The organism is Vibrio sp. F13 (assembly GCF_020806305.2).
Lineage (GTDB): Bacteria > Pseudomonadota > Gammaproteobacteria > Enterobacterales > Vibrionaceae > Vibrio > Vibrio crassostreae_C.
This window is the reverse complement of record NZ_CP170176.1, coordinates 1,239,607-1,259,315: the sequence shown is the minus strand read 5'-3', so window position 1 is coordinate 1,259,315 and position 19,709 is coordinate 1,239,607. Positions and strand designations below refer to the sequence as shown.

Sequence of the window (19,709 nt, the reverse complement as noted above, 5' to 3'; positions counted from 1 at the left end):
TCGATACTCGCCGTACCAACTTCGTCTAAGAGTATTCCAGCTACACAATTGTCGTGGGTTGCAGTTAGTTCAGCCAACCTGCTACCGTTTGTTCCGGTGCATACGAATTCGGCTCGGTTAACCAAACAGCGACTGCGTCTGGTGTAGCGACAAGTGGCTCAAAATTGATATTAAATTGCCATTCAGACTCACCACGCTGATAACCATCGTAAACCACAACAAAATCATGTTCGAGTTTCTTACCCCTGTTCTCGCCCGCCTTAACGCTGGTGACTTCGTTCATCGCCAGCAAAGCTATATGAGCAACATAATCCCCTTTGCCTTCGTAACTTACGCTGAACGTATCGCCTTTATAGTTGACCGTTAGCTTGGGGTTATTTTGTTGTTTGAGCGAAGGCAACGTTCTGTCTAACCAGTTAAAGTAACCGCGCCACTCTTTTCCATCGACAACAAAGCCGGGTGTGTAAACCCCACTTGTTACTCCATAAGCTTTGTACAAGCGTTGCTTCTGACTAAACGCCTTACTCGCGAACTTGTCGCCCCAACCTAAGTAATCCCAATAATCGACGTGATAGGCAAGCGGAATAACTTGTGTCCAAAGTTTTGGATGGTCTTCAAAAGTACTGAGGTACTGATCAGCAGGTGGACAACTTGAACAACCTTCAGAGGTGAAGAGCTCGATAACCTGTGCGGGCTGGCCTTCATTACTCCAGGTTTGTGCAAGCGACACTGAGGAATAGAAGCCGATCGGTAAGGAAAATAAACAAAGTTTAATCAATGATGAATTGCGTTTGGCGTGTGACATACCGAGATCCTTGTACAAAGCGAATTGAATGGCGCTCAAATACAGACCGTTATGCCTAGGTTTTTCTTTCAGGTGCTTAGTTTACGAAGAGATTGAGTTTATTTCAGATACAAAAACGCCAGCTTTAGAGGCTGGCGTTTTCTTAAAATTCTATATTTACATGTTAACGCTGAGATTAACGGTTAATACCGACATCGCGTTGCATGTGACCAGATAGGTCGCTTGCGTAGTAACTACGTGGAGAGTTGTCTACGAAAAGAATATCGAAAATGTGTGCAATCAATCCTTTGAAGTTAACCGAGTAGGTTTTCTTATCCATAGAGTTAGGAACAGCGATAGTATTCATTTGTACTGCTTGAGCCATGATTGCCTCTCTATAAATTTATTAATGTGTTTCGTTCTGATGACAAGAATAATAGGTGATCTTTTGCAGGTTAAAAAATGACTAAAATTAGATTTTGGGATTAGTTTTTCTAATAAAACAAACCATTAACAATACCACAAAATAGATATGCAGATTATGTGAGTACAAATTCAATATAGTGTTTAAATCATGCATTTAGTACAAATACCCCGCAAACAACAGTGGCCAATGTCACAGAGAATTTACATAAATAAATTTTCCACTTCATCAGCCACGTGTTCATTATCGACTTTTCGATAAGTTATATTTGTTTTTGATTTACTTGTTCAATGCCTGGCTTCTTCGCATAAACCGACGCTATAACCGCAATCGTCATCGTAGAAACCAATACCGCCAATGACCAGTAAGTTGGGATAGCCCACTCGCTATCAACCAGAAGCATTTTCACACCAATGAACACCATGATGAATGAAAGCGCGGGTTTCAAATAGATGAACTTGTCCATCATACCTTGCAGTACAAAATACAACGAGCGAAGACCAAGTAACGCAAACACGTTAGCCGCAAGTACCAAGAACGGTTCTTGTGTTACCGCAAAGATCGCAGGGATAGAGTCTAATGCAAACATCACGTCCATGACTGCGATCGCACCGATGACCAACATCATTGGAGTGAATGCCCATTTAGCACCCTGTTTAACCATTAATGCAGGGCCATGGAAGTCCTCTGTTACCGGCATCACTTTACGAAGTAGCTTTTCAGGCAGAGTATTCACACTCTCCTCTTCGCCCTTGTCTAATGCCAGCTTAATACCTGTACCAATCAAGAACGCAGCGAACACGTAAAGCACCCAGTGATATTCCGCCAATAGCTGTGCGCCTAGTGCGATCATAATTGCACGAAGCACCAATGCACCAATTACGCCCCAAAGAAGCGCACGAGGTCTTAGATGCTCAGGAACTTGGTATTGAGCAAAGATCATCGCAAAAACAAACAAGTTGTCTACGCTAAGGGATTTTTCTAACAAGTAACCCGTAATGAATGACACGGTTGCTTTTTGCGCTATGTAGTCACTGTTCGGCGCATAAATGTCCCAAAATAGGTAAATCGAGCCAGCAAACAAAAACGCAAGTACAAACCAGAAAACACTCCAGATTGCCGCTTTCTTGATAGTAACGTTACCGCCACGAGTCTGATAGATATCAATAGAGACGAGAATAACCGTTAGCAGGAAAAAGCCCGCATAAGTCGTCATGATTGGCGATGAAAAAAAGGATTCACTATTTGTAGATAATAGAGATTGAGTTGAGTTCATTATTCCTCCGGGCGGAAGAACTGTACAAAGACCTTCCGCAAACAAAGCATATCAAGCTCCATTACGGATCTTGACTGTGATTGCGTTGGTCTCGTTGAAGTGAAATATGGGATTTCACTTTTACATACCGGATAGACTCTTGGCCTAACGAGATGACGATATGTAAACTTGCGCTAACTACTCCCCAAACGCGTGGATAATAATCCTCTGGTTGTGTTTCGTCTATATAAATTTGCACGGAAAAAGCAAAAAATGAGCAAACGCTCCTTTCTGATTGATGCCACTTTGTCAAATAAACACGCGAATTGATTCTAAGAATAAATTCGCAAGTCAAACACACTATTGCACTGCGTAATGAAGTTGCAAAAAGAGCAATTTACAGCCCTGCGGCAGGTATTAAATACACTAACGCTGACCAAACTGATACCCAACCGACAACCGCTACCGCATCTAACCAATCTTTCTTATCCATGCATATCTCCACAAGAAGGCGACCTGCAGAGATAAAGCATAAACAATGCCAATTTTATAAATAACCCAAAGTAATAGTGTTAAATATCAGTATCAGCTTTAGTTATCTAAAACACTCCATGCAATTCAACGGTTCATTGAGTTGAAGCGACTCTGGGTGGTCTTGCAGAAACTCGATGAAGCAGTCTGCCATAGAGTCAGTGGTGACCGTGCCATCACCGATCATATCCAACACAGCGTTATAGCCCTCTTTGCCTTTCATTGTATAGGCTGACGACGCGCCCCGGTAAATACGGTTGCGAGAAACAGCTTGCCAACCTGAATCATCAGAGTGAATTTCTAGATGGTGAATCCTGTGTCCTATAGGCGCTTCTTTGTGGTAACAAAACCTCAAATTATGTGTATAAGGAAAGCTACCTGAACCTGTGCCCACGACACCATTATCAATCGCGTTATTGATTGCACCTTCAAGCATGCCAGCGATCGTTTCACCTTTTACTTCATACACACCAATAGGTACGGCAAACGGTAGTAGTTTTCCGGCAATATCGGCAACAGAAACATCGCCGCTATTCAGTGAATTTCTAACACCACCTGCGTTGTGAATGGCAAAGTCAACCTGATGCCCTTTCTTGTTCATTAGGTGGTGAAATGATTGAGCAACCAAGGGCGCGAGTTGGCTCGGGCCCTTATCATCTGGAATACGTACATGGCGAAGTTTAGTGTCTGCATGAGCAATCACTTGTTGCTGAAGCTTTCGAACTCGCGGCTGGTATTTATCCGTCAGAATGCTCTGCAGCTCAGGATCTTTCTTACACACTGCAATATTAGGGTGATTGTTTAAAAACTCACACGCCATATCGTGGGCATCGTCTTGCCCTACTTCACTCAGTTTCGCGTCTATAAAGAGTCGACGGCCTAATAACAGTTCGTTTTTACCATTGAAGTGCGTCACTTTGCCTTGAGAATCGAACTCGATTTCGCAGTGTCCTAAGCTCATGGCGTGGAAACCCGCTTGCACAACATAGGTATCGCCAATTTTCACACCGTATTCATCATCTTTAACTAAGCCGATATCAGAGAAATCACCTTGTAAGCGATGACTATGACCACCAACGATGACACCAATACCTGTTACGTTGGCTGCTAACTCTAAATCAGCTTCGTAACCAAGATGGCTAAGTAACACAATCTTGTTGATACCTGCTTGATGGATTTGCTCAATGGTCGCTTTTGCTGTTTCCAAAGCATTTTCAAACGGTGTATCGATATCTGGGTTAGCGATGCCTGCCATCTTGTCGATGCTTAAGCCGAATATTGCGACCTTCTCGCCATCAAACTCTTTCGTTATAAAAGAAGCACTTCGTGTTTCAGGCCGATAAGGCTTAACAATGTCGTTGTCCGCTAGCGTATGAGTTTTATTGATATCCTCATTCGATAGATTCCAGTTACCGGCCAACAGCGGGAATTTGATTCTTTTCGCGAAAATCGCAACGGGCTCATTACCCATGTCTAACTCGTGATTACCGAGCGTCATGGCATCTATATTAAGGGCATTCAACAAATCGGCATTGGCTTTTCCCTTGAATAAGGAAAAGTACAACGTGCCTTGGAAGCAGTCACCAGCGTGCAAGAACAAGGTTCCAACCTTCTGACGCTGGGCATCTTGTTCTATTTGTTTGAAGCGTGTTGAAATTCGAGCAAAGCCACCAGCACTGACATAAGGTTCAATGATGTGGTTGTTCATTTTAAGTGATAGCTGTAACGAGGTTGGTTCAAAGTATGAGTGGGTGTCGTTGATGTGTGCCAACACTATTTTTGTCGGCTTATTCTTTTTAGTCATATTTTCTTCTCTCTTTGTCCCTTCATACTAGGTCGAGAATCATGACAGAATCGTGAATTTTATGAAACTGCACTGCAAAAAAATACTCGAGATAGATCAAAAATCTCATTTTGCACCGTATTAATAAACAACGGGTTTTGTGACAGGTGAGCATACCGGATTTGGATTTTTCGATTATGATTAAAGATATCTGTTAGCTTTCAAATAATTAGCAGAGCCTTCCGTTAGGAGTAAGCCTATGCAACTAGAAAGAATCGAGATTTCTGGCTTTCGAGGTATCAAGCGCATGTCACTCGCGTTTGACGAGCTAACCACGCTTATTGGTGAAAATACTTGGGGTAAGTCTTCATTATTGGATGCCCTTTCCGTCATTCTGCCCTCAGACGGTGTGCCATATCACTTTGAAATGACCGATTTTCATGTCGATTACTCTGTTTCACACCCGCAGTCTCAACATCTTCAAATTGTTCTCGCTTTAAAAGCTAACGATAAGAGCGAACTTAACGCAGGTCGTTATCGCAAACTCAAACCTATTTGGGTTCAAGATGAATTTGGCGTATTTCGCATCTACTATCGCATCAGCGCGACGTTAGAACAGTATGAGACAACAACACACTATGCATTTCTTGGTTTGGACGGTAATCCGCTCAAGCTTCATCATTCAGAAAAGCTTGCTCAAGAATTAATGACCTTACATCCCGTTATCCGTTTGCGTGATGCAAGGCACTTTGATCGTCCTTTCAACGGCAAGTCCCTTAACCACAATGCTCACCTGCCGACTAATGTTCACGCAACTAATGCAAATTCAAACGGGAACGGGAACCATCACACGAGCAATGGCACAACAAATGGAAACGGCGCCAATAACGGTAATGGTCGACAAGCAAGAATAGAAAAACGAATAGACAACACCTGCCGCCGTCTTATGGCGATACCCGGACATGTTAATAAAGGTGAAATGCGCAGTAGCCTAGAGTCGATGCAAAGTTTGATTGAGCACTATTTTTCTTTCAAAAGTACTTCTCGTCGTAACCCTAGAAAACAGCGAGACGGATTGCTTTATTCTGCGGGTACCAATGATCAGAGTATTCATCAACTCGTCGAAGAGACCAAGAACAAACAAACTCGCTTATTATTCATGGGGTTACTTAACGCTTATCTACAAGCTAAAGGGCCAAACGACTTAAGGCGATGTGCGCGCCCTCTGTTGATCCTTGAAGATCCAGAAGGTCGATTGCACCCAACACACTTGGCAAGGGCTTGGAGCTTGATGCAGAAATTGCCCATGCAGAAAATCCTGACCACCAACAGTGGCGACCTACTTGCGGCGGTCCCACTTCAATCGATTCGTCGCTTGGTTCGTCAGTCAGACAAAACCATCGCCAATCAACTCAACATGAACCATTTCAGTAAGGATGAACTTCGACGAATTGGTTTTCATATCCGCTTCCACCGCTCTGGGGCACTATTTGCTCGCTGTTGGCTATTAGTAGAAGGTGAAACCGAGGTTTGGTTGTTCAATGAACTTGCCAACCAATGTGGCTATAACCTAGCAGCAGAAGGTGTGCAGATTATTGAGTTCGCCCAATCAGGACTTAAGGCACTGATTAAGGTCGCGCAAGAGTTTGGCATCGATTGGCATGTGGTAACTGACGGCGATGCGGCGGGTAAAAAATACGCAGCAACGGTGCTATCGAAGCTTGGTAATGATCAGGAAAGACATCGACTCACGGAACTGCCAGATAAAGATATCGAGCATTACCTATATATGAATGGATTTGAGAGCTTTTTCCGTGACATGGTTAAGATTCCATACGATCACCCTATCCCTCCAAAGAAAGTGGTTGCCAAGGTATTGAAGAAACATGCAAAACCCGACCTTGCACTCGCCATTGTTTCTCATTGCGAGAATCAAGGACAAGAATGCATTCCGCTTTTATTAAGGTGGACATTAAAACGCGTGATCACCATGGCGAATGGAAATACCTAAACATAATTTGTTTTATAGATGCTATCAGTTGCTCTACTGATGAAATATTTAGCTAGTCGCCTCAACCAAAAAAGGCACACCAAACGGTGTGCCTGTATAAATCGATATACAAATTAATTGGGGGTTATCTTGCAAGAGTTCACAGTGACTAACTAAGGTTAGGTTAACGAATTAAGCCTTTGCCTGTTTAGCGTGTTGTTCAACAACTTCCGAAGATTGAGTCGATTTCTCGTGAAGCCATAGCCCCGTTGCTTTCATCAAGTATCCAAATACACCACCAAGCAGTAAAGATGGCACTACAAGTTGCCAATCACCACCTGCAGCAAACGTCGCACAGCAACCAATGAAGGTGCCTGGGATATAACCTAGCCACGCTTGTTTCGCTTGAATACACATAAAGAAAGCCACAATAGCAGTAATCATGTAGCCTAAAATCTCTAACCCTGCGAAGGTTGAGCTTTCGATAATCACCATTGCCCAGAATACGCCAGTCATGTTGGTCAATAAGCTACCTGCTAGTCCTTTAACGCCGCCTGTTGGCGAAGCAAAGTAACTGGTGCAACCTAAGAAACCTGCCCATGACAATAAGCCGAAAGAGATAGCAATCCATCCCCATAGACCTGACAAAATACCTGTTGTTAATGAAATCGCGACTAATGTACTCATACTATTTCTAAAGCCTAATTACGTAATTGAACGCAACCGGATTTAGCCTCACTTAAAATCAAGTAAGCATACTATGGGAAGATAGCCCTTATTTAGCCGATCACGATCACATTAATAATGTATGCAGATGTGTATTTATCACTAGATAGAGACCGGAATCGCTTATTCAACATATTTAGTTATTAGAATTGGTGTTGAGTAGCGACTAAAGAATCGACCGTTTGCCTTTCATCATGCGCTTACCTTCACGCTTGATACATTCAGCAAGTGGGTTCTCTGCCATGTCAGCACGCCAAATAAAGGACAAGGTTCTTTCCATTTCAAGCTCAGGAACATTCAACGTCACCAGTTGCCCTGACTCAACAAACTGTTCGACATCTAGATAAGGTAAACACGTTAAATATGGGCCGTTTGCAACCAAACTTCTTAAAACAGGAACGTGTTCATACTCTCGCCATACATCGAGATCGCCAATTAAATGGTGAATAGAGCTATCAAAAACTTTGCGAGTACCCGAACCATGTTCGCGTAATACCCACTTTGCTTGTTCTAATTGTGCCAAGCTGACTCGTTCACGCTTCGCAAACGGGTGATGAGCCGATGCAACCACCGTTAAATGGTCGGTACACCACACTTCTTGGTGAACTCGGTTGTCATCACAACGACCTTCGATAACGCCCAAGTCATATTGATAATCTAATACACCATCAATGACAGCATCGGTACTTTGCACGCCGAGCGAGATTCGCATCTCAGGAAAGTCGTTATCAATAATACTGATGAGATCAGGAACGAGGTGTTCCGCTGGAGTTTGGCTAGCACCTAATTTGAGTTCGCCACTCAACAAATGCTGCTCGTAAAAACCCATCTCAATTTGCTGCGCATCTTGCAGTAAACGCTTCGCTTTTGGTCTTAACCACATGCCCCAATGAGTCAGGGCCATTTGCTTGCCCTGCCTTTCAAACAAAGGCCTGCCGAGCATTTTTTCCAACTGTGCAAGAGACATACTTGTTGCCGACTGAGTCAACGCCAATTTGTCTGCTGCCTGACTAACGCTCCCGGAGTCTGCTACTGCATCAAATACCGCGAGTTGCTTTAATGAATAACGCAAAATTCATCCTTAATGCTTTTAATTATTTGTGTCCTGATGCTCGTTTTTTATAAAGCCAATGAGCAATCAATTTCATTCTACGCGTAACCAAATCTATATCAATAAATTTGATGTGGTTTCTAAAAATTATCAATTTTACCTCTACCCCTCAACGCCCTAATCTGAAATGGCAGGACACAACGAGCCCTGCAAAACATTACTGATTAACCATTACGGATTAACCAGGTCATTAACACTAGGAATTACACATGACGGATTGTTCAAGGGGGGGATATGGCAACCAGCACTTCTGAAAATCATCAACTGTTCTCACCAACAGAAATGATGGCGGAAGCAGAGAAGTTTGCATTAAGTAAAGCAAATAAAACCAGCAGCATGACATTGAGTTTGGCAATCATGGCTGGCGCATTCATCGGGCTTGCTTTTTTATTCTACATCACGGTAACCACGGGCAGCGCTGATGCTGGATGGGGACTGAGTCGCTTAGCCGGCGGTCTTGCCTTCAGTATGGGTTTGATCTTGATTGTGATTTGCGGTGGTGAGCTATTTACCAGCTCAGTGTTATCAAGCATCTCATGGGCTAACAAGCAAATCACCTTCACGAAGATGCTGTCTATCTGGGGCAAGGTGTATGTCGGCAACTTTATCGGTGCCATGTTCCTATTGGCTTTGGTAAGCGCAGCAGGCTTGTATCAACTGGATGGCGGGCAATGGGGCTTAAACGCTCTAAACATTGCTCAACACAAACTACACCACACCCCAGTTCAAGCGTTTGCTTTGGGAGTGCTTTGTAACTTGTTGGTGTGTTTAGCGATTTGGTTAACGTTCAGCTCTGCTAACGCAATGACTAAAGCAATGATGACCGTGTTACCCGTTGCAATGTTCGTAAGCTCAGGCTTTGAACACTGTGTGGCGAATATGTTCATGGTTCCGCTAGGCATCACGATTCAAGCATTCGCACCAGAAAGCTTCTGGATGCAAATCGGCGCAACACCAGCCCAGTATGCAGACCTAAACGTCATGCAATTTGTCACCGCAAACTTAATACCAGTGACAATCGGCAACATCGTAGGTGGTTCAGTATTGGTCGGCTTAGCTAACTGGAGCATCTACCGTCGCCCACAACTTAAAGCAGCAAAAATTACCGCTATTACACAAACAACAGAAATTACGTCAGTTAAGGAAATTATTATGAACACAGCAACTACTATCAAGCAAATCATGAACACTCAACCAATTACATTGAGCGTAGAAATGCCAACATCAGTCGCGATTGATACACTTTTAGACGCGCAACTTGTTAGCGCTCCTGTTTGCGATGTTGAAGGTCGTCTAGTGGGTATCTTCTCTGTTCATGACGTAATGGTTGACCTTTGGTGCCAAGATTACATCCCAACTAAAGGCCAAAAAGTTGTAGACCTAATGAGCCGTGACGTTGTGGCAATCGACGCAAACGACAAGCTAGTGGACGTTGCTGAGTTCCTATGCATCGACAAAGAGCAACTGTACCCGACGACAAGCATGGGCTTCGCTACTCGCCTGACATCTCTTTCTCTAGAAGAGCGTGCAAAAGCGATGAAAGTAAGCCAACCACATATGCTTCCAGTGTTAGAAAACGGCGTAATGGTAGGTGTGTTGACTCGCATTGAAGTGATGCAAGCACTACGTCCAATCTACGGTGACCGACTAAACGTGGTTCCACAAGCTGAACTAGAAACGGCTTAACTAATCTTAAGTTGAACTATTAGGGATTAGTAGTTCAATTAGATAACTCAGTCATGGCAACGTTGACTGGCTAGAGGCAAATGGTGGCTTTTAACGTACTAAACGGTTTGACACAAAACAGACCTAAACGCGTTGCCATTTATCTCAATAAAAAAGGCGCAAAGTGAAAACTTTGCGCCTTTCTCTATTTCTAACTGCTGACCTATTTAGTATCGACCAAACTTTTGATATTTCTAAATAATGTTGATACCTGTCAGAGAGCTAGAAAGCTAGATTACTTTTTTACGCCTTCAACGTGTAGATCCATATCTACATAGCTTGAAGCGCCCATTACTGGAATGTTGAAGTCAGCAAGTTCTAGACGAGTTGTACCAACGAAACCTGCACGCTCACCGCCCCATGGGTCTTGACCAGCACCGATGAATTCAGCTTCGATAACGATAGGCTTAGTTACACCGTGAAGTTTAAGGTCACCCATTACTTCAAGTTTGCCGTCGCCTTTATCAACAACTTTCGTGCTGTTGAATGTCGCATCAGAGAACTTACCAGCATCGATGAAATCGCCGCTACGGATATGCTTATCACGTTCTGCGTGGTTTGAATCAAGGCTTGTAGTATCAACCGTTACGTTTACTGTAGACGCTTCAACGTTGCTTTCATCAAATGAGAAGTCACCTGAGAATGTGTTAAAACGACCTTGGATAAAGCTGTAACCCAGGTGGCTAACTTTAAAGTTAACTGAAGCATGCGCACCTTTTGTATCAATCACGTAATCAGCGGCGTTCGCAGCGAAAGGCATTGCCATTGCAAATGCTAATCCTGTAGCGATAATTGACTTTTTCATTTTGAAGCTCCTATCATTTTTCGTAGCGTATCGTCTTTGTCGATAACGTGGTGTTTTATCGCCGCTAAGGCGTGTACTGATGCCATGATGATCAGTACCCATGCAGCATAGTAGTGAATCGTTCCTGCGAGATCAGATTGGTTTGCAAACAGTTCACCCATACTTGGTACAGTGAACCAATTGAATACGTCGATCCCGCGGCCATCTGATGTTGAAATCAAATAACCTGAAATAAATAAAACCGCTAAGTTAATGTACATAAAGCCGTGAGCGATCTTCGCTGCTGCAACTTCATAGCTTTTACCTTCTACTTTAGGTGACGCGGTAACTAGTTTCCAAACCAAGCGGATAACAGTAACAGTAGCCAAAAGAATGCCTACCGAGCGGTGATAGTCTGGCGCTGTTTTGTACCACTCGCTGTAATATGAAAGATCAACCATCCACAGGCCTACACCAAATAAGCCAAATACTGCGAGAGCTGAAATCCAATGCATCGCTCTTGCTAAAGGGTTGTAATTTCTAACGTTGTTGTCCATGCATCTCTTCCGAATGTTAACGAGTAGTGTAGTTTCGAAAAGCGTACCCTACACCAAGTTTGTGTAACATATTATTTACCAAGCTTTACATTGGTAACATCATTTCAAATTAAACGAGTTATTCAAATTATTTGAACAAGTTTGGGCTAAACGTTAGATTTCAACGATTTGTTCAATCTCGTAAAGCTCATCTGAGATATCTAACATTTTACGTTCCATGACTTTTTGAGCGTCTTCTATCCCTTTGTTGTAGTAAACCGCCCCAAACTTTTTACTTATGAAATCGACCAAGAATTCCGTGTCGAACTGACCAAGCTCCACATCAAGTTCATCTTGCAGGTACTTTTGGAGCGTATTAGTAAGCTCAGACTTTTGTTTCGAATCTAATTGAATGGTCATGAATGTTTCCAAATAAAGAGTAAGTAGATCAATTGTGATTTGCTGACTAGACTATAGTCGAGGTAACTAGCTAGAATTCCACATAATTTAGAATACAGACCTGTAGAGCGCCAGTGCTATCCATAAAATCACTCAGCAATGGTTAATTTTGATAGAGAGATCAAGAACTCGCACTTTGACGATAGGTAACGGAACCTCAATTACCGTACTATTGCCCATCAATAAGATAGTAGCTGTGTATAAGGGACTTCATTGTTATTAGATCTAGTGATTAAAAGCGTTAATCAATTTCAAGACGATTGCCTAAAGCTCTGTGAACGCCACTACCCTACGGTGCACAATCAAGGGATCAGTGAGCACCATATAGGAAAGGCATTTGCTCGCCGAATGGAGCACACCTTCGTTAGCTTTAATCATGCAAGCAACATCAGCCCACTTGAAATGCTTTCTTCTGGCGAAACGCCTCGACACTTCCGAATATCTTCCGAAATCGGTACCGTTTGGATGATCAGTCATCATATGGTGAGCGCCGGGAAAACATGTCGTAGAAAGTTGATGTTGGACATCCATAATTGGCAACAAGAGTATGGATTTTCCATTCAACCCAATGACGTTTTGATCATTGTCTCCGACCATTGGATTAGCCGAAGTAAAAACAGTGGCGAATTATTGCATTGGTGGATGGGTGAACTCCCAGATGAGATCACGGAATATAGTCAACAAGGTATCACGCTAAGAGAGAGTGATTCTCAATTTGCTACTGACTTAAATAATAATTTTAAAATCAGCCCTTGCTTCATTAAATTTGGACACCCTTTAAAGCGGTCAGGAAATCAACAACTGGTTCGTAAATATCTGCAACTTTACGCAGTACTTCAATGGCAGTAAGAATACGGGTCAACTTTTTTAATCAGTCTTGAAAGTAAATAGTTAGACCTCCATCCCAGTATTTTATAAAAGATAACTCATTCCCTGTTCATTAATTATTCGAACTTCCTGTTTTAATTATTAATAGCCAATCGACTCACAGTCTCGATTTTGAGAGATAGATATCATTTCTGTGTAACTCGCTTAGTCAATCTATTTTATAACTTTGACACTCCCCCATAATTTAAGCCATTAACCCTACTTTTCTCTGGTGTATCAGCGTTCTAGCCTTATATTGGTTGGGGTTAATATGTGAGACGTTACTTAGCCATTAGATTCACTTAAACTATCAAACACAGTCAATGATAAGTAAATTTAATGGTTAATGTCATTTATCATGCTGATTTTTCGTTAGTTATATTAATTTAAATATTGACGTTACAAATGAATTTTTATTAATTGACAATTTAGTAACACCTGTCAATATTGTGACAGCCGTGACGTATATTCTCGTCATTAAATAAACACCTTTATTAGCGACTATGATTTTATCAGACAGAAGTGAATTTATTAGCTGTATATCTGTGGATGCCGACATGCAGTTTATTGCGAAATATCAAGACCTAACACTTAGAAGTGTCTACCAACCTATATTTGATTCTTCTATGACTCAGATAGGTGTAGAGGCTTTAGTTCGAATTTCGAACAGCAAAGGTGCCATTGTTCGCCCTGATCACTTCTTTCATTCCGACGAAACCTCATGCACAGACAAAATTAATGTCGAGAGGCTGAGCCGAGCCATTCATATACGCAACTTCGCACAGTCGACTATTCGTCATTTACACCTATTCTTGAATGTTCTTCCTAATGTTGGCGAGTTATTTGCCGCAGAGAAAGTGAGCGATAGCTTGTTAGCTAAGCGCCTGTATGAGCTTAACTTATCGTGCGAACAAATTGTGATGGAGTTGGTCGAGCTTAATGTAGAGAGTGAAGAACGTTTGAAAGACGCAGCCCATTCATTGGCGGAAAATGGTTTTCAAATCGCTGTTGATGATTTCGGAACACAAGCGTCAACAGAACAGCGGGTTCGCCATATTAATCCTCATATCATCAAGATAGATCGCTCTGTGATGTTGGATTTTGAACAAGGCGACACAAGTGAAATGGAGTTGGCCCTAAAGCTTGCTACTCAAATCGGTGCGAAGACGGTAATCGAAGGGATAGAAACCCAACAACAACTCGCAGCGATGCAAAATTTAGGCTTCGATATGTATCAAGGTTATCACTTAGCCATGCCAAAGCCGATTGAGTTAGACATACGGCTAGCAATTTAGAATCGCCCTATTGTTCTTAAAGCCGCTTGCCCATTGAGTAGCGGATTTTTTAATGCTTGCCTATTCGTACCCTCTTACCGCTCTCACGTGTCAACACATTTCAGGACGGGACAACACGCATAAAAAACCCAGTCAAATTTGACTGGGCTGGCTTAAAAGAATCTGTTTTATATCATTCCCTAATAACCCGCAGTGGACGGTTTGATTCTATATAAAATAGCGAACATCACCGGTACTACTATTAGCGTTAGTACGGTAGCAAAGCCTAAACCTGCCATGATGGTAATCGCCATCGAGCCGAAAAATGCATCGAATACCAAAGGAATCATACCCAAGATAGTCGTTAATGCTGCCATAGATACCGGTCGTACACGACTAATCGCACTGTCGACAACCGCTAAATATGGGTCTTTACCTGTTGATAGCTCACTGTTGATTTGGTCAAGCAGTACAATGCCGTTCTTCAAAATCATGCCGCTTAGACTCAATAAGCCAAGGAACGCTGTGAAGCTGAATGGCATATTGGTACCTAACAGACCAATTGAAACACCAATGATAGAGAGTGGAACCGTAAACCAAATCACAAGCGGCTTACGAACCGAGTTAAACAGAAGCATCGTGATGATAAACATCAGCAAGTAACCCATTGGCAGTGAGCCAAACAGAGATTCTTGCGCATCTTTAGAGCTTTCGTACTCACCACCCCAGCTAATGCTGTAGCCTTCTGGTAAATCTAATGCTTCTACCTTTGGTTTCACACGAGCAAACAGACTCGCTGGCGTTTCATCACCAAGAACATCGTGGTCAGCCAATACTGTTAGCGTACGTTTTCTGTCGCGACGCTGAATCAGTGGCTCAGACCATTGAAGCTCTACGCCATCAATCACTTGCTCAACTGGGATGTAAGTTTGTAGTGATGGGCTCCAAATCTTCACATTGTTCAGTGATTCAAAATCAAAACGCTCTTCTTCAGGCAGGCGTGCCACGATAGGTAACATGTGCGTACCATCACGCAGTAGACCGATGTTGTAACCGCCAAACGCCATCTGTAGTGTCTCAGACAGATCCGTCTTTGAAATGCCAAGGCGACGTGCCTTTGATTCGTTAAACAGTGGCACGAGCTCTTTGGTACGTTCACGCCAGTCGTGACGAACATTTCGAGAGCCTGGATCGGCAAGCAAGATGTCTTCGACTTCAACTGCAATGTTACGCAGTACTTGTGGATCGGCACCGATAATACGCGCTTCAATTTTTGAAGCGGGTGACGGACCAAATTCAATCAACTTGAACTGGAACGTTGGTTGCTCAAATTTGTTGGCTAAGTCTTTGTCTAGCGCCGCTAGAGCCTTAAACATAGTGTCGCGGTCAGTGGTTCTTACTTGTAACTGGGCGTACGCTTCGTAACTTTTCTCTGGTTGATATGTCAGCGCAAAACGTTGCATACCCTGCCCAACCGTTGTTGTCACAAACTCCACGTCATCTTGTTGACGAATGTAGCTCTCAACCTTTTCAGTTTGTTTGATCGTTTCACGTACATCCGTACCTTCTGGCATCCACATGTCTACGTAAAACATTGGCGTATTTGATGGCGGGAAGAACTGCTGCTTCACCATACCAAAACCGACAACGGAAACCGCTAATAGCGCGACCATACTAACTACAGTAAGCCATCTAAATCGAAGTGCTACTTTCAGACACGCACCGAATACCACAAACAGGATGCCTTTGTATGGGTCTTCGTTCTCATCAACCTTGTCTTCTTCTTTAAGCAACATCTCGGCAAGGAATGGCGTTAGTGTTAGTGCAGTTACCCAACTCAAAAACAGTGAGAAACACAGTACCCAAAACAGTGAACCCATGAATTCGCCTGTCGCATCCTTCGACAAACCAATCGGTGCAAACGCTGTGATAGCGATAATGGTCGCACCTAACAGTGGCCATTGTGTTTGCTTGACGATGTCTTTCGCTGCTTGAAGCTTGGTTTTGCCTTTCTTCAAGCCCACCAAAATACCTTCAACGACAACAATCGCATTATCCACCAGCATACCCAGCGCGATGATCAGTGCCCCCAGAGAGATGCGGTGCAGTTCAACATCGTTGTAATCCATCAGGATGAAGGTACCGAATACCGTCAATAGAAGAACCAAACCGATGATCAAACCACTGCGTAAGCCCATTGCGAACAACAATACAATGATAACGATGGCTACCGCTTCAACTAGGCTGATTAAGAAGTCAGCCACAGATTTGTCTACTTCTTGCGCTTGGTTGTAGAAGTAATTCAGTTCTACACCCGCTGGCTTAATGCTTTCTAGGCGATCCAGTTCCGCATCCAGTGCTTTACCAATCTCAACCACGTTTACACCAGAAGAGAACGCAATACCCAAGTTGATTGCAGGTTTACCGTTGTACGTTAATACATTACCCGGTTTTTCTTGAATACCACGAGTCACTTCAGCAACGTCTTTTAGACGAATTAGATTGCCAGTGTCACGACCATGAATGATTAGGTTTTCTAGTTCTTCAACCGTGCTTAATGTGCCGTTTGGCTTAATCGTTAGGCTTTGACCATTCAGCATCACCTCGCCTGCCGATACCACACTGTTTTGTTGTGCTAGCAATGCTGTCACCGTCGACATATCTAGGTTCAATGCGGCTAAGCGTTCCAGTGACATCTCAACAAACAGTTGTTCTTGTTGGTCACCTGCAATGCTAACTTTACCGACACCGTCAACCAGTTCGATTTCACGCGTTAGGTAATCTGCGTACTGTTTGAGCTCAACGTAATCGTAACCATCACCGGTCAGCATGATCATCACACCAAACACATCACCAAAATCATCGATGATCTGAACGGAATTTACACCACTTGGCAGTGTTGGTTGTAGATCGTTGATCTTACGGCGCATTTCATCCCAGATCTGAGGCAGCTCGTCTGGACCGTAGTCCATCTTCATACTGACCATAATTTGGGACATACCGTTCGATGATGTCGAGGTAATCTTGTCGATGTACGGAAGCTGTCTTATCTCTTTTTCTAGTGGGTAAGTCAGCTCTTCTTCAACTTCCATTGACGTAGCGCCAGGGTAAGTTGAAATAATCATTGCATCTTTAATGGTAAAAGCTGGGTCTTCTAAACGGGATAGATTACCAAAAGACGTCACACCGCCAATGGCCAAAATGACTAGAAACAGCCAGCTGATTACTTTGTTCTTTATTGAATATTCTGCGATGTTCATTCTGCTTTTCCTGACAATTGGATTCCGTCACGGAGTTTTCTTAAATTCGAATTTACGAGTAGCTCACCTTGCTCAACACCATGAGCGATGAGTGCGCCTTGGCCACTGATCTTGTCGACTTCTACTTCGCTTTTGAATGCTTGTCCGTCTTCCATTTTCCACACATAGAACTGATTCGCTTCAGAGCCCGCTTCTAGCGTTGTCATTGGTAATTGGTAGCCTTGAACATCGCTCAGGCCCGCTTTCGCCATATCTACATTGACCGTAACGCTCGTGCCTGGCAGGATTTCACTTTCAGGCTGCTGCATCTGCATCCAAAATTCGTAGGTACGGGATTGTGGGTGCAGTTCACTGGTGTGTTCTAGATACGTCAGTGGATATTGGCCTGTGTGACCGCCAAAGGTCGCCTCAGGACGATAGCTATTTGAACGCATGTCTGGGCTAATTGACGCCAAGATCGAATCTGATACTTGAATTCGCACATACACCTTGTCGTTCTGGTACACACTCAGTAGTGTTTCTCCAGGCGCCGTATTTTCGAATCGTTGCTTATCGACAGTTGAGACTGTTCCTGAGAACGGCGCTAAAAGTTCTGTGTAACTCAGCTTGCGTTTCGCCGCCGCCAAATTCGCCGATGCGAGCTTATAGTTAGCCGTCAGTTGGTCGTGTTCTGATTGCGATAACATTTCGCTGCCAAACATCTCCGTTCCACGGGCCAACTGTTTGCTTGCCAGTTTGAATTGAGATTGAGCATCAGTCAGATCTTGTACGTACGTTGCGTTATCTAAGGTGGCTAATAACTGCCCTTTTTCGACATTGTCGCCCGCTTCTACTAATACTTGTTGAATCTCGCCTGCTAGCTTAAATGCCAAGGGAGTCAATTCAGCTGGTATCACCTGTCCATTAAAACTTCTGAACTGATTAGTAAGCGGTGCGCCAACTTCAAAGGTAGAAACCAACAAAGGTGGTTGTTCACGGTGTACAGCTTCATTGTTACAGGCTTGAAGTAACAGAACCGACGCGACAACAACTGATAATTTTGAAAGGTTCATTAAATACCGCCCTCACGAAGCCAAGCTTTTACTTGTTGTCCGTCTGATAACACATCCACACCCGCTTCAACGATAAGGTCACCAGACGACAATCCGTCGATAACCTTGCCTTGCTCATCAAGAAGGACTTGTACTTTAGAAATCAGTTGAGAGTCAGGGTTATAACGCCATAGTTCACCATGGCCTACGTCTTTGTTTAACCAAGCTGAATCCACAATACCAATGCCGTAGTCAGATTTACTTTTCTGAACTTCAACTTGCGCTGTCATACCAGAAAGTAGATTGATGCCTTCTGGCTTTTCGATAGACACAACCGCTTGGTAGCTGTTGGTATCTTCATCTGGTTGCGTTGAGATTTCTTTAAAGCGAGTCGGGATACGAATGCCGCGGTGGCTGTCCATCACAACCCACATGTTTGAGCTCGTTAGGTCTTGAATAGAACGGTCTTCAAGCTTTGATACTGGAATTGAAAACGTCACATCCATTTCACTGTGATTCAAAATATTCAGTACAGGCTGCTTTTCTGCGATCAATTGATATTGCTTTCCAAACACCATCGATACCACGCCATCGAATGGAGCAACTAAGGTAGTGTAGCCAAGGTTTGTTTTTGCTTGGTCCAACTCAACTTCAGCGGCAGTAAAGGTGTTTACGGCTTGGTCGTAGTAATCGGTACTGACCAGTTTTTTCGCATACAACTCAGAAGCTTGTTTGTATTGGCTGTTCGCCAGATCAAATTTAGCTTGGGCTGCGTCAACGGCAATACGGTAATCCGTCGCGTCTAATACGGCTAACACCTGACCTTTCTTCACTTCTTGTCCCATACGAACATCGAAGGTTTCTATATCTCCACCCACTTGGAAAGAAAGTGCCGCACGGTCGGTTGCATCAACCTTTGCAATGAAGCTATCGAGATCAATATCAGTCTGTTGTGGGATTTCGAACAGCTTGACTGGCTTGATTACCTGCACATTTTCCTCTGACTGAACTTTGTCACATCCAGTTAGAGATCCTGCGAGCAATAGTGCTGCAATAACAGCTCCCATGCGCTTGCTCGATATGGCATTGATAGACAAATTGAACTGCATGATGCCTCTCCGTTTAATTATTATGATTTATTACACAGGTGGGCAGTATATTTAATATTA

Annotated in this window: 16 protein-coding genes; 4 read left to right on the top strand and 12 right to left on the bottom strand. The window is 43.3% G+C overall.

Annotated features, from left to right (window positions below; all coding sequences use genetic code 11):
* Window positions 1–64: 64 nt before the first annotated feature.
* From LMH68_RS20495 to LMH68_RS20480, 4 genes are all read right to left on the bottom strand, one after another.
* Window positions 65–805: a DUF1223 domain-containing protein gene (locus tag LMH68_RS20495; RefSeq protein ID WP_229647524.1), complete on the bottom strand. Its 741-nt coding sequence runs from the start codon at window positions 803–805 to the stop codon at window positions 65–67.
* A gap of 175 nt (window positions 806–980) precedes the next feature.
* The gene (locus LMH68_RS20490; RefSeq protein WP_229647525.1) at window positions 981–1,169 is read right to left on the bottom strand and encodes a hypothetical protein; all 189 of its coding nucleotides are present in this window, start codon (window positions 1,167–1,169) and stop codon (window positions 981–983) included.
* Window positions 1,170–1,470: 301 nt separating this feature from the next.
* Entirely contained in the window at window positions 1,471–2,484 is a 1,014-nt protein-coding gene (locus LMH68_RS20485; RefSeq protein WP_229647526.1) for a TerC/Alx family metal homeostasis membrane protein, read from the bottom strand.
* A gap of 574 nt (window positions 2,485–3,058) precedes the next feature.
* A complete protein-coding gene (locus tag LMH68_RS20480) occupies window positions 3,059–4,798 on the bottom strand; it encodes a bifunctional metallophosphatase/5'-nucleotidase (protein ID WP_229647527.1) in 1,740 nt (579 codons plus the stop codon).
* Window positions 4,799–5,036: 238 nt separating this feature from the next.
* On the opposite strand from LMH68_RS20480, the gene LMH68_RS20475 reads away from it, so the two are divergent.
* The gene (locus tag LMH68_RS20475; RefSeq protein WP_017059816.1) at window positions 5,037–6,788 is read left to right on the top strand and encodes an ATP-dependent endonuclease; all 1,752 of its coding nucleotides are present in this window, start codon (window positions 5,037–5,039) and stop codon (window positions 6,786–6,788) included.
* Window positions 6,789–6,959: 171 nt separating this feature from the next.
* Here LMH68_RS20475 and LMH68_RS20470 read toward each other — a convergent pair whose 3' ends face one another.
* Both LMH68_RS20470 and LMH68_RS20465 read right to left on the bottom strand, forming a co-directional pair.
* Entirely contained in the window at window positions 6,960–7,454 is a 495-nt protein-coding gene (locus LMH68_RS20470; protein WP_017059817.1) for a DUF1097 domain-containing protein, read from the bottom strand.
* Window positions 7,455–7,659: 205 nt separating this feature from the next.
* On the bottom strand, window positions 7,660–8,565 hold the full coding sequence (locus tag LMH68_RS20465) for a LysR substrate-binding domain-containing protein (RefSeq protein ID WP_065584985.1): 906 nt from the start codon (window positions 8,563–8,565) through the stop codon (window positions 7,660–7,662).
* A 273-nt stretch (window positions 8,566–8,838) separates the two neighbouring features.
* Here LMH68_RS20465 and focA point away from each other — a divergent pair, with 273 nt between their 5' ends.
* A complete protein-coding gene (gene focA / locus LMH68_RS20460) occupies window positions 8,839–10,290 on the top strand; it encodes a formate transporter FocA (protein ID WP_229647528.1) in 1,452 nt (483 codons plus the stop codon).
* 274 nt (window positions 10,291–10,564) lie between these two features.
* Here focA and LMH68_RS20455 read toward each other — a convergent pair whose 3' ends face one another.
* From LMH68_RS20455 to LMH68_RS20445, 3 genes are all read right to left on the bottom strand, one after another.
* On the bottom strand, window positions 10,565–11,134 hold the full coding sequence (locus tag LMH68_RS20455; protein WP_017059819.1) for a YceI family protein: 570 nt from the start codon (window positions 11,132–11,134) through the stop codon (window positions 10,565–10,567).
* On the bottom strand, window positions 11,131–11,670 hold the full coding sequence (locus LMH68_RS20450) for a cytochrome b (protein ID WP_017059820.1): 540 nt from the start codon (window positions 11,668–11,670) through the stop codon (window positions 11,131–11,133). Before LMH68_RS20450 ends, LMH68_RS20455 begins: the two co-directional genes overlap by 4 nt.
* 153 nt (window positions 11,671–11,823) lie before the next feature.
* Window positions 11,824–12,069 (bottom strand): DUF2164 domain-containing protein, encoded by a 246-nt coding sequence (locus LMH68_RS20445; RefSeq protein WP_229647529.1) that lies wholly within the window; start codon window positions 12,067–12,069, stop codon window positions 11,824–11,826.
* Between the two features lie 252 nt (window positions 12,070–12,321).
* Here LMH68_RS20445 and LMH68_RS20440 point away from each other — a divergent pair, with 252 nt between their 5' ends.
* Window positions 12,322–12,957 (top strand): hypothetical protein, encoded by a 636-nt coding sequence (locus LMH68_RS20440; protein ID WP_017069925.1) that lies wholly within the window; start codon window positions 12,322–12,324, stop codon window positions 12,955–12,957.
* 575 nt (window positions 12,958–13,532) lie between these two features.
* Window positions 13,533–14,270, top strand: coding sequence for an EAL domain-containing protein (locus LMH68_RS20435; protein WP_229647530.1), 738 nt, complete (start codon window positions 13,533–13,535; stop codon window positions 14,268–14,270).
* Between the two features lie 179 nt (window positions 14,271–14,449).
* On the opposite strand, the gene LMH68_RS20430 is transcribed toward LMH68_RS20435, so the two are convergent.
* The 3 genes from LMH68_RS20430 to LMH68_RS20420 are packed head-to-tail and all read right to left on the bottom strand — an operon-like array spanning window position 14,450 to window position 19,649.
* A complete protein-coding gene (locus LMH68_RS20430) occupies window positions 14,450–17,509 on the bottom strand; it encodes an efflux RND transporter permease subunit (RefSeq protein WP_229647531.1) in 3,060 nt (1,019 codons plus the stop codon).
* Window positions 17,506–18,561, bottom strand: a complete 1,056-nt coding sequence (locus LMH68_RS20425; RefSeq protein WP_229647532.1) for an efflux RND transporter periplasmic adaptor subunit — start codon at window positions 18,559–18,561, stop codon at window positions 17,506–17,508. Before LMH68_RS20425 ends, LMH68_RS20430 begins: the two co-directional genes overlap by 4 nt.
* A complete protein-coding gene (locus LMH68_RS20420) occupies window positions 18,561–19,649 on the bottom strand; it encodes an efflux RND transporter periplasmic adaptor subunit (protein ID WP_017064636.1) in 1,089 nt (362 codons plus the stop codon). The genes LMH68_RS20425 and LMH68_RS20420 overlap by 1 nt, the downstream gene beginning before the upstream one ends.
* Window positions 19,650–19,709 lie beyond the last annotated feature (60 nt).

Bases quoted from the DNA above. Each gene is read 5' to 3' on its own strand.
- LMH68_RS20495 (WP_229647524.1), bottom strand. From the start codon at position 805: ATGTCACACGCCAAACGCAATTCATCATTGATTAAACTTTGTTTATTT.
- LMH68_RS20490 (WP_229647525.1), bottom strand. From the start codon at position 1,169: ATGGCTCAAGCAGTACAAATGAATACTATCGCTGTTCCTAACTCTATG.
- LMH68_RS20485 (WP_229647526.1), bottom strand. From the start codon at position 2,484: ATGAACTCAACTCAATCTCTATTATCTACAAATAGTGAATCCTTTTTT.
- LMH68_RS20480 (WP_229647527.1), bottom strand. From the start codon at position 4,798: ATGACTAAAAAGAATAAGCCGACAAAAATAGTGTTGGCACACATCAAC.
- LMH68_RS20475 (WP_017059816.1), top strand. From the start codon at position 5,037: ATGCAACTAGAAAGAATCGAGATTTCTGGCTTTCGAGGTATCAAGCGC.
- LMH68_RS20470 (WP_017059817.1), bottom strand. From the start codon at position 7,454: ATGAGTACATTAGTCGCGATTTCATTAACAACAGGTATTTTGTCAGGT.
- focA (WP_229647528.1), top strand. From the start codon at position 8,839: ATGGCAACCAGCACTTCTGAAAATCATCAACTGTTCTCACCAACAGAA.
- LMH68_RS20455 (WP_017059819.1), bottom strand. From the start codon at position 11,134: ATGAAAAAGTCAATTATCGCTACAGGATTAGCATTTGCAATGGCAATG.
- LMH68_RS20450 (WP_017059820.1), bottom strand. From the start codon at position 11,670: ATGGACAACAACGTTAGAAATTACAACCCTTTAGCAAGAGCGATGCAT.
- LMH68_RS20445 (WP_229647529.1), bottom strand. From the start codon at position 12,069: ATGACCATTCAATTAGATTCGAAACAAAAGTCTGAGCTTACTAATACG.
- LMH68_RS20435 (WP_229647530.1), top strand. From the start codon at position 13,533: ATGCAGTTTATTGCGAAATATCAAGACCTAACACTTAGAAGTGTCTAC.
- LMH68_RS20430 (WP_229647531.1), bottom strand. From the start codon at position 17,509: ATGAACATCGCAGAATATTCAATAAAGAACAAAGTAATCAGCTGGCTG.
- LMH68_RS20425 (WP_229647532.1), bottom strand. From the start codon at position 18,561: ATGAACCTTTCAAAATTATCAGTTGTTGTCGCGTCGGTTCTGTTACTT.
- LMH68_RS20420 (WP_017064636.1), bottom strand. From the start codon at position 19,649: ATGCAGTTCAATTTGTCTATCAATGCCATATCGAGCAAGCGCATGGGA.